At 35.2% G+C, this 14,414-nt stretch carries 14 protein-coding genes; 7 read left to right on the forward strand and 7 right to left on the reverse strand.

Going from position 1 to position 14,414, the window contains the following annotated elements:
* Positions 1 to 63: 63 nt before the first annotated feature.
* Genes tpiA through BLV64_RS01195 form a run of 4 tightly spaced genes read right to left on the reverse strand, consistent with a single transcriptional unit; the run spans position 64 to position 3,777 of the window.
* Complete coding sequence (gene tpiA, locus BLV64_RS01180; protein ID WP_092131327.1) at positions 64 to 813, reverse strand: triose-phosphate isomerase; 750 nt, start codon at positions 811 to 813, stop codon at positions 64 to 66.
* Between the two features lie 8 nt (positions 814 to 821).
* Entirely contained in the window at positions 822 to 1,898 is a 1,077-nt protein-coding gene (locus BLV64_RS01185) for an ABC transporter permease (protein ID WP_092131329.1), read from the reverse strand.
* Positions 1,899 to 1,907: 9 nt separating this feature from the next.
* A complete protein-coding gene (locus tag BLV64_RS01190) occupies positions 1,908 to 3,233 on the reverse strand; it encodes a BT_3928 family protein (protein ID WP_092131331.1) in 1,326 nt (441 codons plus the stop codon).
* Between the two features lie 4 nt (positions 3,234 to 3,237).
* On the reverse strand, positions 3,238 to 3,777 hold the full coding sequence (locus BLV64_RS01195; protein WP_092131333.1) for a DUF1599 domain-containing protein: 540 nt from the start codon (positions 3,775 to 3,777) through the stop codon (positions 3,238 to 3,240).
* Positions 3,778 to 3,882: 105 nt separating this feature from the next.
* On the opposite strand from BLV64_RS01195, the gene folP reads away from it, so the two are divergent.
* The 3 genes from folP to cdaA are packed head-to-tail and all read left to right on the forward strand — an operon-like array spanning position 3,883 to position 6,184.
* On the forward strand, positions 3,883 to 4,707 hold the full coding sequence (gene folP / locus BLV64_RS01200) for a dihydropteroate synthase (RefSeq protein ID WP_092131335.1): 825 nt from the start codon (positions 3,883 to 3,885) through the stop codon (positions 4,705 to 4,707).
* A 1-nt stretch (position 4,708) separates the two neighbouring features.
* The gene (locus BLV64_RS01205; RefSeq protein WP_092131337.1) at positions 4,709 to 5,371 is read left to right on the forward strand and encodes a hypothetical protein; all 663 of its coding nucleotides are present in this window, start codon (positions 4,709 to 4,711) and stop codon (positions 5,369 to 5,371) included.
* A gap of 27 nt (positions 5,372 to 5,398) precedes the next feature.
* On the forward strand, positions 5,399 to 6,184 hold the full coding sequence (gene cdaA / locus BLV64_RS01210) for a diadenylate cyclase CdaA (protein WP_092131339.1): 786 nt from the start codon (positions 5,399 to 5,401) through the stop codon (positions 6,182 to 6,184).
* Positions 6,185 to 6,188: 4 nt separating this feature from the next.
* Here the strand turns inward: cdaA and BLV64_RS01215 are convergent, their stop codons facing one another.
* Entirely contained in the window at positions 6,189 to 7,958 is a 1,770-nt protein-coding gene (locus tag BLV64_RS01215) for an ABC transporter ATP-binding protein (RefSeq protein ID WP_092131341.1), read from the reverse strand.
* A complete protein-coding gene (gene truA, locus BLV64_RS01220) occupies positions 7,951 to 8,700 on the reverse strand; it encodes a tRNA pseudouridine(38-40) synthase TruA (RefSeq protein ID WP_092131343.1) in 750 nt (249 codons plus the stop codon). Before truA ends, BLV64_RS01215 begins: the two co-directional genes overlap by 8 nt.
* Positions 8,701 to 8,841: 141 nt before the next feature.
* On the opposite strand from truA, the gene BLV64_RS01225 reads away from it, so the two are divergent.
* The gene (locus BLV64_RS01225; protein ID WP_092131346.1) at positions 8,842 to 9,339 is read left to right on the forward strand and encodes a metallophosphoesterase family protein; all 498 of its coding nucleotides are present in this window, start codon (positions 8,842 to 8,844) and stop codon (positions 9,337 to 9,339) included.
* 86 nt (positions 9,340 to 9,425) lie between these two features.
* On the opposite strand, the gene BLV64_RS01230 is transcribed toward BLV64_RS01225, so the two are convergent.
* Positions 9,426 to 9,836 carry a DUF4293 domain-containing protein gene (locus BLV64_RS01230; protein ID WP_092131348.1) on the reverse strand — a complete coding sequence of 137 codons (411 nt, stop codon included), beginning with the start codon at positions 9,834 to 9,836 and terminating at the stop codon, positions 9,426 to 9,428.
* A gap of 201 nt (positions 9,837 to 10,037) precedes the next feature.
* On the opposite strand from BLV64_RS01230, the gene rho reads away from it, so the two are divergent.
* From rho to BLV64_RS01245, 3 genes are all read left to right on the forward strand, one after another.
* Positions 10,038 to 11,771 carry a transcription termination factor Rho gene (rho, locus tag BLV64_RS01235; RefSeq protein WP_092131350.1) on the forward strand — a complete coding sequence of 578 codons (1,734 nt, stop codon included), beginning with the start codon at positions 10,038 to 10,040 and terminating at the stop codon, positions 11,769 to 11,771.
* Positions 11,772 to 12,102: 331 nt separating this feature from the next.
* On the forward strand, positions 12,103 to 13,431 hold the full coding sequence (nhaA, locus tag BLV64_RS01240; protein WP_092131352.1) for a Na+/H+ antiporter NhaA: 1,329 nt from the start codon (positions 12,103 to 12,105) through the stop codon (positions 13,429 to 13,431).
* 691 nt (positions 13,432 to 14,122) lie between these two features.
* A partial coding sequence (locus BLV64_RS01245) for an ISAon1 family transposase N-terminal region protein (RefSeq protein WP_092131355.1) occupies positions 14,123 to 14,414 on the forward strand: 292 nt, incomplete at its 3' end.

Here is a 14,414-nt window from a genome sequence, read left to right on the forward strand (position 1 = left end):
AGTGCTATTAACAACGAGGTGCTATAATCATGTTCGCATTCAAAGTCTAATTCTTTTAGATCTTTAAAACGCGTTTACGATAGCATAAAAATCTTCGGCTTTTAAAGCAGCTCCTCCTATTAAACCACCATCTACATCAGGCTTAGAGAAAATCTCTTTCGCATTCGCAGGCTTTACACTCCCTCCATATAAAATCGACATGTCGTTAGCCACGTTTTCTCCGTATTTGTCGTTTAAGGTTTGACGTATAAACTGGTGCATATCTTGTGCTTGCTCTGGACTCGCTGTTTCACCAGTTCCAATAGCCCAAACAGGCTCGTAAGCTAAAACAATGTGCTCAAACGCAGAAGCCTCTAAATGAAATAGAGCATTCTTAATTTGATTTGCTACTACCGCTTCGTGGTTATTAGCTTGTCTGTCTGCCAGCTCTTCACCAAAACAAAAAATTACACGCATATTATGTTCTAATGCAGCATCCACTTTTTTAGCTAGCATGTCGTCGGTTTCATTAAAATAAGCACGACGCTCACTATGTCCTAAAATCACAGTAGTTATACCCAAACTCTTAAGCATTTCGGCACTCACCTCTCCGGTATACGCGCCATTTTTAGCAAAGTGCATATTCTGAGCAATAACTTCTATTGTACTGTCCTTAAGGTTTTCGTTCGCATGCCATAAATTAGTAAAAGTAGGCGCTATCATAACCTCAGCATCTGAGGTTTGATTTTGTTTTTTTAAATCTGAGATTAAAGCTACTGATTGTGCTAAATCATTATTCATTTTCCAGTTTCCGGCTACAATATGTTTTCTCATCGTTATGTTTATTGAAGTTTTACCTTGGGATCTAACCAAGCGTATATGATATCTACAAAAATATTAATTATTATAAAAAGCAAAGCGATTATTAAAACGGCTCCCATAATAACTGGCAAATCTAAGGTATTTAAAGCATTTACTATTTCTTTTCCTAAGCCATTCCATCCAAAAATATATTCTACAAACACCGCACCTGCTAACATAGAGGCGAACCATCCTGAAATAGCAGTTACCACAGGATTCATTGCGTTTTTTATAGCGTGTTTTCTTATAATCTGATACTCACTCAAACCTTTCGCTCTTGCCGTACGGATATAGTCTTGGTTTAAGACTTCTAAAAGTGAGTTACGCATTAATTGAATAACGACTGCCAACGGCCGTATTCCTAAAACAATAGCTGGAAGGATTAGGTTTTTCCATTTTATATGAATGGTTTCTCCAAAATCATCCAACTCTAAAAGGCTGCCTGTCATTTCTAAGTTGGTGTATTTATGCAATACAAAACCAAAAATCCAAGCAAATATAATAGCGCTAAAAAAGGAAGGGACACTCATACCAATAGTACTCGTAATTTGTATGATCTTGTCTAACACCGTATTTTTATATAAGGCTGAGACTACACCTAAAACAATCCCTAAGATTAAAGCGATAATAATTGCTGAAACCGCCAAAACAAAAGTATTTGGTAAGGTTTCGGCCAATACTTGGCTCACTTTTTTTCCTTGTTTGGTAAACGATTCTCTTAAATACGGTAATTTTAAAACAGCAGTTGTGTTCCCTACAGTAAATAGCGTGACTGCCGCGTATTTATTAGGTGACAAATACGTGTAATCGTCACGCGACGTCGAGTGTAGCGATAACGGAGACACATCATTTAAGTAATACAAATACTGTATACTTATAGGCTTATCAAAACCATACTTTTGTTTTACAATCGCCAGTTGCTCACTGTCTTCATTTTGCCCCAACATCATTTGCGCGGGGTCTCCAGGAAGCACATTAAACAAAAAGAATATAACCGTCACCACTCCAAATAAAGTGAGTAGGGCGTAAAATGTTTTATTTAGAAAATAAGATATCAAGGATATGTATTACTCTTTAAGCGTTACTTTAATCACACTCGTATACTCCTTAGTTGTTATCTCTTTTATTAAAAGAGAATCTTTTATAACATCTACAGCTTCTATAGTTTCAGCATCTATGGCATCAAGCTCTGCTAATGTTACTTCTTCTCCGTTTAACAAAAACAAGGTATTGTCTATATCTTCCGTTACAAAAGGTGATTCTACAATCGGATCTGGCTCTGGCGTTCGCTCTACCACCGGCAGCTCCAAGGTATTAATATCATTAAAGTGCATTTTCTGGATAACGGTTCCTTTTTCTAATTTCAATACTCCAGGATTAGAACGCACTATCGTTTTTAACGCCGTTTCGTCACAGAAATAAAAATCAAAATTCAACTTAAATCGCTCTTTAATAACGCTTTGCTCTTTTGGTCCTGTTGCTGTTAAACCAATAACATCGTAACCATTAGCTATTGCCTTATCAGCTGCAACTTTAATAGCTTCTAAACCTTTAGCTTCTGCCTTTTCTAAATTATAAGCCACAATAAGAACCACATGATCTAAAGCTAAAATTTCCGAGGTAAAATCAACACCATCTTTTTCAATCGAGAAGTCATGAATTGGTGGTTCGTAAGCATCTCTTATGGTTTTGGTTTCTACACGTAATAACTCACCATCAACCTCTGGGTACCCTTCGGTAACCGTGTGCTTCTCTTCCTTTCCATTCACATCAAACACATACGTATATTCTATAATGGCCTTTGGCGCATCGTCTGGAACAGTCATGTTTTGCTGAATATTAGCCCCCAACTTATACGGTCTAAAATCGATGGTTGGCAAGTGCATTAACACATGATAAGCAAAAGCTAAAGATGCAATAAAACCGACTAGAGCTATAACTGTTGTTATTAAGTTATTAAAGAAAGGTTTGATGTATTTAACCCCAATAAAAACAATGAGTATTAACACTAACAAAACAGCATCTTTAGTAAAGCTTTCCCAAGGCGTCATCGCCATAGCATCACCAAAACACCCACAGTCTTTTACTTTATCGAAGTATGCCGAATAAAAAGTAAGAAACGTAAAAAACAGTATCATTAGTAGCAAACTCCAAACTGTAAACTTAGGTTTGTACCCTATGATTAAAAAGAGTCCTAAAAGCACTTCTAAAATCACTACGATAATGGAAATCGCTAAGGCGTACGGCATAAAAACCGGTAAATCTAAAACTGTTGGTCCAAAATACTCTTCTAATTTAAAAGCAAATCCGATAGGGTCGTTTAATTTTATAAACCCTGAAATAATAAAAAATATACCGACAAAAATGCGACTAAAACCTACTAATATTCTCATAATTTTATTCTTCTGTTAAATGTATTAATGCAAAAATGGCATAGTTAATCATATCTTGATAGTTAGCATCTATACCTTCACTAACTAAAGTTTTTCCTGAGTTGTCTTCAATTTGCTTTACGCGTAATAATTTTTGCAAAATCAAATCGGTTAGCGAGCTGACTCGCATATCGCGCCAAGCCTCACCATAATCGTGATTTTTATTCTGCATTAAGGTTTTGGTTAACGCTACTTTTTCATCGTATAAAGCCGTCGCTTCTTCGGTTGATAAATCAGGTTGTTCTACCACACCTTTATCCAGCTGTATTAAAGCCATAATGCAATAGTTTATTATGCCTATAAACTCACTTTGCTCCCCTTCATCTACTCTTCTAACGTCGTTTTGTTGAAGCCCACGAATTCGCTGTGCCTTTATAAAAATTTGATCGGTAAGTGAAGGCAATCTTAAAATTCTCCAAGCACTACCATAATCGGTCATTTTGTTTATAAATAGGGTGCGACACGTATTTATTACAGCATCATATTGTTTTGACGTATTTTGCATAAATTAAATGAATTTTGTGTAAATTTCGCTTAATTTTTTCAAATGTTCAAAGTTTATGGTTTAAACTTTTCTGAACCCCAATAAACACCGATAATTATAGTACAAATGACTTTAAATTGTAACGGAAAATTAATCGCTATTTCCTCACCAAAAGTAATGGGAATTCTAAATGTAACTCCCGATTCTTTTTTTGATGGCGGCACCTATAATAGCGATGAACACTGTATTACTCAGGTAGAAAAAATGCTTGCTGACGGCGCTACATTTATTGATATTGGAGCCTATAGTTCAAGACCTGATGCTAAGAATGTGAGCGTAGCTGAAGAACTACAACGTATTATCCCTGTTATTTCTGTTTTAGTTAAACAGTTCCCCGGTATAATCTTATCGGTAGATACTTTTAGAGCAGAGGTAGCAAAACAAGCTATTGAAGCTGGTGCTACAATTATAAACGATATTTCGGCCGGACATTTAGATCCTAAGATGCTACAAACGGTTGCTGATTATAACGTCCCGTATATCATGATGCATATGAGAGGTACGCCACAAACCATGCAACAGCAAACCACTTATGATGATTTGACAAAAGATCTCCTAATTTATTTTTCAGAACGCATTCAAGCGGCACGGTCTTTAGGGATTACCGATATTATTTTAGATCCTGGCTTCGGATTTGCTAAAACGACCGATCAAAATTTTGAATTATTAAATAAACTTGATCATTTTAAAATAACAGACTTACCTTTGTTAGCTGGGATTTCTAGAAAATCTATGATTTACAAAACGCTTAATACAAGCCCAGAACACGCTTTAAACGGCACCACTGCCTTGCATATGATTGCTTTAGAGAAAGGCGCTCGTATATTACGTGTTCACGACGTTAAAGAAGCGGTAGAAACCATAACATTACATCAAAAATTACACGCATAAAATGAAACACCTATTCGTTAGCCTTTTATTTATTTTAGTAAGCGCTTGCTCTAGTGACAAATCGGTATTACTACCAGAAATTAACGGCGCCGACATCACCGAAATTACCGATGTCTCTCCGGCCTATATATTTTATGACGAAACCCAAAAAGACAGCGTCGAGTTAAACCGAAGTAGTCTTATTATATCCACAAACTGGCTGGTAAATATCGATAAGCGTCTCACTTTAAAACAAGCGCTACCGTCGATTATTAAATTACAAGAAAAAAAACGTGGAGCAGGGATTCATAAAAATGATGCTGCAAAAAACTTTTTCACCTGCAACGATACAAGCATAAAAAACTTAGGCTTTATTGAGTTTACCGACGTGGTTTACAACAACGAGAGTAAACCAAACACCGCCGAAGGACGTTATGCTATCGAAATTTTTGGCTTGGACAGCATTGCTATCCATTCGGTGAATCATAAAATTGTTAATCTTAAAAGTGATGATTTAGTAGACAGCCTTCAACAATTGGCATCCAGTTCTTCGGCACCAAAACAATTCACATTAAATTTTAATGACAAAATCTCTTTCCAAGATTACATCACTATAAAATCAAAACTCATAAAATTAGAACAAGATAATTTAGCTATTGATAAAAATGAATTTATCTTTAATTAAAATTTAAACCTAAAAACAGCACCTCTTTTGGAAATTTTTGATACCATTTTAAAATTTAGTTTAGTAGACATTATCGATGTTGTATTAGTTGCACTACTACTTTACTACGTGTACAAATTGGTTCGTGGTACGGTGGCCATTAATATTTTTATAGGTATTGTAATTATTTATATCATCTGGAAAATCACCGAAGCTTTACAAATGCAATTACTAAGTAATATTCTTGGTGGTTTTATTAGTGTGGGAATGTTTGCACTTATTGTAGTATTTCAACAAGAAATCAGGAAATTTTTATTGATGATAGGTTCCACTAATTTCGGAGCAAAGCGCAAATTTTTAAGTCAGTTGAAATTCTTAAAAACCGAAGGCATTTCGAATACAGATATCGAAACTATTATGTCTGCTTGTATTAAGATGGCAACCACTAAAACAGGTGCGTTAATCGTTTTAGAGCGCAACAATAATCTAGACTTTTTAATTAATACAGGTGATGAAATGAATATTACTGTGACTCAACCTATTATAGAGAGCATTTTCTTTAAAAACAGTCCGTTACATGACGGTGCCATTATCATCGAAAACAATATCGTTAAAGCCACACGAGTTATTTTACCTGTAAACAACGAAAAAACAATTCCTCAACGTTTTGGCTTGCGCCACCGTGCCGCTGTGGGAATTACCGAACGCACCGATGCTATCGCTATTGTTGTCAGTGAGGAAACGGGGCAGATATCTTGTTTTAAAAATGGTGACTTCCTACCGTTTGAAACGACCGAAGAATTGATTGCTATTATAAAAGAGGATTTAGATTAAATCGCTACTCTACAGCTTCAGCCTTTAAAAACTGAACCTCATAGAGGTTTCTATAGTAGCCGTTTTCATTTTTCAACAATTCACTATGGGTACCTTGCTCTACAATATGCCCGCTATCCATAACAATAATCTTATCTGCTTTTTGAATGGTTGCTAAACGGTGAGCAATAACTATAGACGTTCTATCTTTAGTAATTTTATCGGTTGCATTTTGAATGAGCTGCTCTGAATAGGAATCTACCGACGAGGTCGCTTCATCTAATACCAAGATACTTGGGTTAGTAACATAAGCTCGCAAGAAAGAAATTAGCTGACGCTGCCCTGAGGATAACATGGCTCCTCTTTCTTTTACGTTATAGTGGTAACCGCCTGGCAAACTCATAATAAAATCATGAATCCCAATATCTTTTGCTGCTTGCTGTACATCGACTTCAGAAATCTCAGGGTTATTTAGAGTAATATTAGCTAAAACGGTATCGGCAAACAAAAACACATCTTGTAACACCACAGCAATTTGCGAACGTAAAGACTTTAAAGTAACCTCTTTAATATCTATAGTATCGATGGCTATTACACCGCTATTAATTTCGTAAAAACGATTTAACAAGTTTATAATTGTCGATTTCCCGGCTCCCGTAGCACCTACAATAGCAACGGTTTCTCCGGCTTTCACCTCAAAATTAATACCTTTTAGCACCAATTCATTATCGACATAACTAAAAGTCACATTTTTAAAACTAATATCTCCTTTAAAGTTCTGAGCTTCTAATGTTCCAGTGTCATCAATTTGGGAGGTCGTATCGATTACTCTAAACACGCGCTTCGCGGCAACCATTCCCATTTGTAATGTGTTAAACTTATCGGCTATTTGTCGCAGTGGTCTAAAGAGCTTAGGAATCATCATCACAAAGGCAAACAAATCACCTTGGGTGGCTGTACCTTCTAAAACAATATTTAATCCGCCATACCACACAACCAAACCTAGAGCTACAGAAGATAATAATTCAGGAATTGGAAAAAATATGGAGTTATACCAAATCGTTTTTAACCAGCCCGCCTTATGGCGCTCGTTAATAGCTTTAAATTTCGTGTATTCGGTTTCTTCTCTAGTAAATAGCTGTAGGATTTTCATTCCTGTAACGCGCTCTTGAACAAAAGAGTTTAAATTAGAAACCTCTGTACGCACTTCTTCAAAAGCTTTTTTCATATACTTCTGAAATATTCTTGTGGCATAAAGAACAATAGGCATGGTAATAAATACGATAAGACTCAATTGCCAATTCATTACAATCATCAAACCAGAAACCACTAGCATTACTAGCAAGTCACGGGATATCATAAACAGCCCTTGACCGAAGATATCAGCAATACGTTCCATATCGGTTACCGCTCTTGTTATTAAAGTCCCTACTGAAGAGTTATCGTAGTATTTCATTTTAAATTTCAGCATGTGATTAAACAACATCACACGAACGTCTTTAACCACACTCTGTCCTAACCACGCTGCATAGAAAATAAATAGCAACTGAAAAACAGTTTCTAACAGCAGCATACCGATCATTAACAACACAAAAAACAGAAAACCATCCTCTTTTTTCTGAGCCACATTTTCGTCGATTGCATAACTTAAAACAAAAGGCGATGCTGCACTTAATACCGCGATTAAAATCACCGATAAAAGCACACCAACAAACACTGTTTTATAAGGTTTTATAAACTGAAACAACCTTTTAAACAGTGAGAAATCAAATATATTTTCTTTAGTTTTATTCATTTAAATAAATAGATTCTGGATATATAATTTCACTTAAATACAAGGCACGAGCGGGTACCGAAAAACCAGCTTCACTCCTACTTTTAGATTGAATAATAGTATGCATATCACTCACGTCTAATTTACCAACTCCGATATTAATTAAAGTACCAACAATTGCGCGGACCATATTTCGTAAAAAGCGATTGGCTTTGATTGTAAACTGTAATTCATCACCTACTATTTCCCAATCGGCTTGCATAATATCACAATAATACGTTTTTACATCAGTATTACTTTTAGAAAAACATTGAAAATCTTTATACTCCAATAGAATTTTTGAAGCTGCTTTTAGTTTATCGACATCCAATTGCGGCTTTAAATAATAGGTCTGATCGTTATTAAAGGCATTCTTACTAACAGCAATCCTATAAATATACGCACGACTTAAAGCATCAAATCGCGTATGCGCTTCAGGATGCACTTTAAAAACAGAATGAATCACAATGTCTTCGGGCAAATAGGAATTTAGCTTATACTTAAGGACATCGGCGTCAAAGACCACATCGGTATCAAAATGTGCATACATTTGTAAGGCGTGTACTCCAGCATCTGTACGCCCCGCTCCCATGGTAGAAATAGGCGTCCTTAATACTAAGGACAACCCTTTATCTAAAACTTCTTGTACAGTGATGGCATTGGGCTGAATCTGCCAACCGTGATACGCTTTACCATTATATGAAAGTTCTAGAAAATATCGCAAGTATTGTGTTATTTTTGTGATTAATTACAGCTACAAAGATAATTGTTTTTATCACTAAAGAAATCCTAAATTAATTTTAAAAGCGTGCTGTATGTTTAACACTAAAAAAAGCCTATTGCCCCAGCTATTTAGAACACTATTATGAAAAAAATCCTATTGCTTTCCGACACTCATAGTTATATTGACGATGCTATATTAGAACACGTAAAACAAGCAGACGAGGTATGGCATGCGGGAGACATTGGTAACTTAGAGGTTACCGATGCTATTAAAAAGCATAAGCCTTTAAGAGCTGTTTATGGTAATATTGACGACGATAAGGCGCGTATGGAATTTCCAGAAAACAACCGCTTTATGTGTGAAAGTGTCGATGTATGGATTACCCATATTGGTGGCTACCCCAATAAATATAATGTACGTATTCGAGAGGAAATTCAGCGCAATCCTCCAAAACTGTTTATTTGTGGACACTCTCATATTTTAAAAGTTATGCCCGATAAAAAATTAAACTTATTACATATGAATCCTGGAGCTGTTGGTAAGCACGGCTTTCATAATGTACGAACCATGTTACGTTTTACAATTTCTGGTGATACCATTGCGAATTTGGAAGTCATAGAGTTTCCTAAACGGTATTAAACTGTAATCGGCTTTAGTTTTAAAGCATAAAAAAGCCCAAGATCTTCACCTTGGGCTCACGCACTAATACTACTAAGATGTTAGGCTTATCGTAATCGATCTACAGATTTTACAAGATCTTCGTCCTTTTTGATGGCCTTATTAGCTAATGCTAATAATACGATAGACACAATAGGCAAAAAGATCCCAATACCTTTCTCTGAAACGTTAGTTTCTCCAGATATGCTTAGAGATTGATATACAAGTAATCCTAGTAAAATAAAGTTTAATATGATGTTTAGTCGCCCCACAACAAATTGAGACTTCCTATTCTTGTACATAAATATAGATATTACAGATAAGACTGCTGAAGCCATAAACATAGCAAAAAACATTAAATTATCGCTAGCGAAAATTGTAATATCGTCAGTAGTCTTCCACAAATGAAACGCAAAAATTAGACCCCCAGAAACTGTGGCTGCTAATAACAAGTATAATGTTTGTATGCGTTGAATCATTTATTTAAATGGTAATTATCTGCAGCAAAAATATAGTTTCTTTTGTTATTTTTCTAAAAAAAAATAAAATAAAGTCGTATAATTGCAGTAATAATTTGCAACAATCACGTTAGCAAGTTGTTAATTCTTCAATTAATAGTATATTTTCTCTGGGAAATATTTCAACTTAAATATTTTAAAAATATTCAATTCAACAACTCAATGTTTGAAATCTCACAATTAAAAGAAATGAAGCTTCCTGAACTACAGGAAATAGCTAAAAAACTAAGTGTGCCTAAATTTCGCACTCTAAAAAAACTAGATTTAGTATATCAAATATTAGATCTACAAGCAGCGAACCCAAAAGCTGTGAAAGAAGTAAAAATAGAAGACCTTTCAGAAACTAAAAAAGAAGCTCCTAAAAGAGCTCGCGTTCAACGTAAAGTTCCTGCTAAGAAAAAAGAACAGACTAAAGAGCCTCAAAATGAGCGTGCAGCAGACAAGACTAATGAAAAGGACACACAAAGCACTTTAGCATTTTCAGAAGAAACTAAAAAAGAGACTCCTAAAGCCGAATCTCCTAAGGAAACGGCTCAGGCTCCTGCAAAACAGGAAGCCAAAGAATCTCGTAAACCGGCACCTAAAAAGCCCGTTCACAAACACCAGAATAAAAAAGAAGATAGCAAAAACGATTCTAAAAACGATAACAAATCGCAAAATCGCCCTGCTAAACGAGAAAATACTCCAAATAAAAACCAGAATAAAAATCAGAATAAAAACAATCCTGGTAATAACGGAAATAAGGATACTAGAAACCGTTATAGAGAACCAGACTATGAGTTTGATGCCATCATAGAAAGTGAAGGTGTTTTAGATATCATGCAAGACGGTTATGGTTTTTTAAGATCTTCTGATTACAACTATTTATCATCACCTGATGATATTTATGTATCACAATCTCAAATCCGCTTATTCGGATTAAAAACAGGAGATACTGTTTTAGGAAATGTAAGACCTCCAAAAGAAGGAGAAAAGTATTTCCCACTAATTAAAGTCAACAAAATTAATGGTCAAAGCCCGGATGTGGTGAGAGACCGTGTTTCTTTCGAGCATTTAACACCATTATTCCCTCAAGAGAAATTTAATATCGCCGAAAAGCAAAGTACCATTTCTACACGTATTATGGATTTGTTCTCTCCTATTGGAAAAGGACAGCGTGGTATGATTGTATCACAACCTAAAACGGGTAAAACAATGCTTCTTAAAGACGTGGCTAATGCTATTGCTGCAAACCACCCTGAAGTTTACCAAATGGTTTTATTAATCGACGAGCGTCCTGAAGAGGTTACCGACATGCAACGTAATGTACGCGGTGAGGTTATCGCTTCTACATTCGATAAAGAAGCTCACGAACACGTTAAAATTGCTAATATTGTTTTAGAAAAAGCAAAGCGTTTAGTAGAATGTGGTCATGATGTGGTTATTCTTTTAGATTCTATTACACGTTTGGCAAGAGCCTACAACACAGTACAACCGCCTTCTGGAAAAATATTAAGTGGTGGTGTCGATGCCAATGCACTTCACAAACCAAAACGTTTTTTCGGTGCCGCAAGAAATATAGAAAACGGAGGATCGTTAACTATTATAGCAACGGCATTAACTGAAACAGGTTCTAAAATGGATGAAGTTATCTTTGAAGAATTTAAAGGTACTGGTAATATGGAACTACAATTAGATCGTAAGATTTCTAACCGTAGAATATTCCCTGCTATCGATTTAACGTCATCAAGCACACGTCGCGATGATATTTTATTAGATGAAACAACCGTGCAACGTATGTGGGTAATGCGTAAATACCTTGCCGATATGAATCCTGTTGAAGCGATGGAATTTATAAACCAACGTTTTAAACAAACAAGAAATAACGAAGAGTTTTTAATCTCAATGAACGGTTAAACAACTTCAATTTATAAATTAAAAGCCTCGAGTTACAATGTAATTCGAGGCTTTGTTTTTTTCTACTTATCGGTCCTACTCCCTTAAAAAAAGATTAATTTTAGTTAATAAAATGATAAAAAGAAGAAGTAACTAAGACACTATTTTCACGACAAATTATCTTTTAGTATCTTAGTATCGGTGAGTTTATTTTTTAATGATAAATAAAGGCCGTATAAAATTATACTGTATTCTGAATATTAGCTTTATTCCCTTTTCTAAGAAATAATTCTACACTCAACCGATTTCTAAAACAATTATTGTAAATTTAAATAAACGTATCTAGTAACGAATGAATAAGTTATCTAAAGCTTGGAGTGATTTTTTACATAAAGACTCTGCCACGGGAATTCTATTAATAATAGCTACACTATCGGCTTTAATAGTTGCAAATACCCCTTTGCGCACGTATTACCAAGCGGTAATGCACCTTAACTTTAATCTCGGGTTCGACAGTTTATACATTTCACAATCCTTGCACCACTGGGTTAATGATGGATTAATGTCACTATTTTTTCTATTAGTAGGTTTAGAGATAAAGAGCGAATTAAAATTTGGCCGTTTACGATCTTTTAAATCGGCAGTATTCCCTGTGGTTGCCGCAGTAACAGGCGCCATTGTACCGGCACTAATATATTTTGCATTTAATCGAGGTACGGAATACATAGACGGGTGGGCCATACCAATGGCAACAGATATCGCTTTCGTTATTGGGGTATTGGCGATTTTAGGATCACGTATCCCCTCTTGGGCAAAAGTGTTTATTACTACCATTGCTGTTGTAGATGATTTAATAGCAGTTTTAGTCATAGCCTTCTTTTATACTGATCAAATTTACTGGCCTTCTTTAGCTATCGCTTTAGGCTGTACCCTTGTCCTTTTACTATTTAATTTTAGAAAAGAAAACAGACTAGCCCCTTATTTATTTGTCGGCTTTATTTTATGGTGGGCTGTTTTATCTTCAGGAATTCATGCCACTATTGCAGGTGTAATCCTTGCATTTACCATTCCTCTAAATAGAGAATGGGAACTAGATAAGATTAAAAATTTTGCAAAACGCGGCTTTAAACTGTTTTTAAGAGCTAAAGATGTGACTTTGGACACAACATCATCTCAAGCCCACTATTTCTTAGAAAAAACCCAACGTGAAATGGAGTCTCCATTAAAGCGATTAGAACGCAAATTGCACGGACCAGTTTATTTCTTTATTATGCCGTTGTTTGCCTTTGTGAACGCAGGTGTAGTCTTTGATCCAGAAATTATAAATGAGGCTTTTCATATCCCTATTACTTGGGGAACTATTTTAGGTTTATTAGTAGGTAAACCTGTAGGTATATTATTAGGAATATGGATTTTATTAAAATTCTTTTATAAAGAAATGCCTAGCTCTAAAGAAGTATGGAGCCTGTTTTTAGGTATCGCACTTCTCTGCGGTATAGGATTTACCATGTCTTTATTTATAGTCAACCTATCATTTGAAGACAATTTAATTAGAGAAGAAGCAAAAATGGGTATTCTCGTTGCCTCGTTATTAAGTGGTGTATTAGGGTATTATGTGTTGCGTTACGCTACTCGTTTCCCTACAGAAATTACAGTCGAAAAAACCGGAATGAAATCTTAAGAAGAAGATTAGTATGCAGTTACTCTAGTAGTCGCTAAAAGCGGTGGTGTTAAATAATGCTACCGCTAAAGGTACTTATGAAAATATCGTTTTCTAATAAAAGCGACGCGATGAATATTTGAATTTCACCATCACTGCTTCCCATTACGGCTTTAAAAATACATCTATTAGCATCAATTGATGTATCACTAAAGGCTATTAACCGTTTTAAAACTATGCGCTACAGAACACGTAATTGGCAGCGTCTATTGCTTGAACGTTATGCCTAAGATACATTAACATGCAATTACATTAAACTATAACGAGAAGGGTCAAAAGAGAGCTATTGGATGTGATCCGTTAAATTGCATCACGCTATGATTCTTTTATCTCAAACTTGATTTTCATTGCGCCCTTACCTATTCCTATTTATCATTGACTATGTCGTATTACCGATTTCTGAAAGAGCTACGACCATAGCATCTATTTGTTTAGTACTAGAAATGAGAAATGCAATCATATTAAGCACTATCCTTACTAATGACTAACGACTAAAAACTACTTCTCGATACAATTGCTAATGCTTAGGAAGCACTGGAAGTGATTGTATGTTTATATGTAGTAGTTCGCTTGTTTTTCAAAGAATTCGGATCAATCTCAAAAGTTGTGTGTGAATTGAAATAAGATTACGATTTTTGTAAAAAAAATAGCCGTGGACAATTATTTAGAATTACTGAAACTTATTCTCCCTGAATTTTTAATTAATCATTTCGATTTAATAAAAAACACAAAAAATGGTGAAGTAATGCACCTTTATTTTGAAGAGCGCAATGTGATTCCTAAAGAGGAGAAATCCAAAATGCTTGTTGCTCATGGTTTTCACAAAGAAGTCACTATTCAAGATTTTCCACTTCGAGGTAATACAGTCTATCTTCACGTAAAACGTCGCAGATGGTTAGATAAAAATACGAATCAGGTTGTACAACGCGATTGGAATTTAGTAG

The organism is Bizionia paragorgiae (genome assembly GCF_900107625.1).
Lineage (GTDB): Bacteria > Bacteroidota > Bacteroidia > Flavobacteriales > Flavobacteriaceae > Bizionia > Bizionia paragorgiae.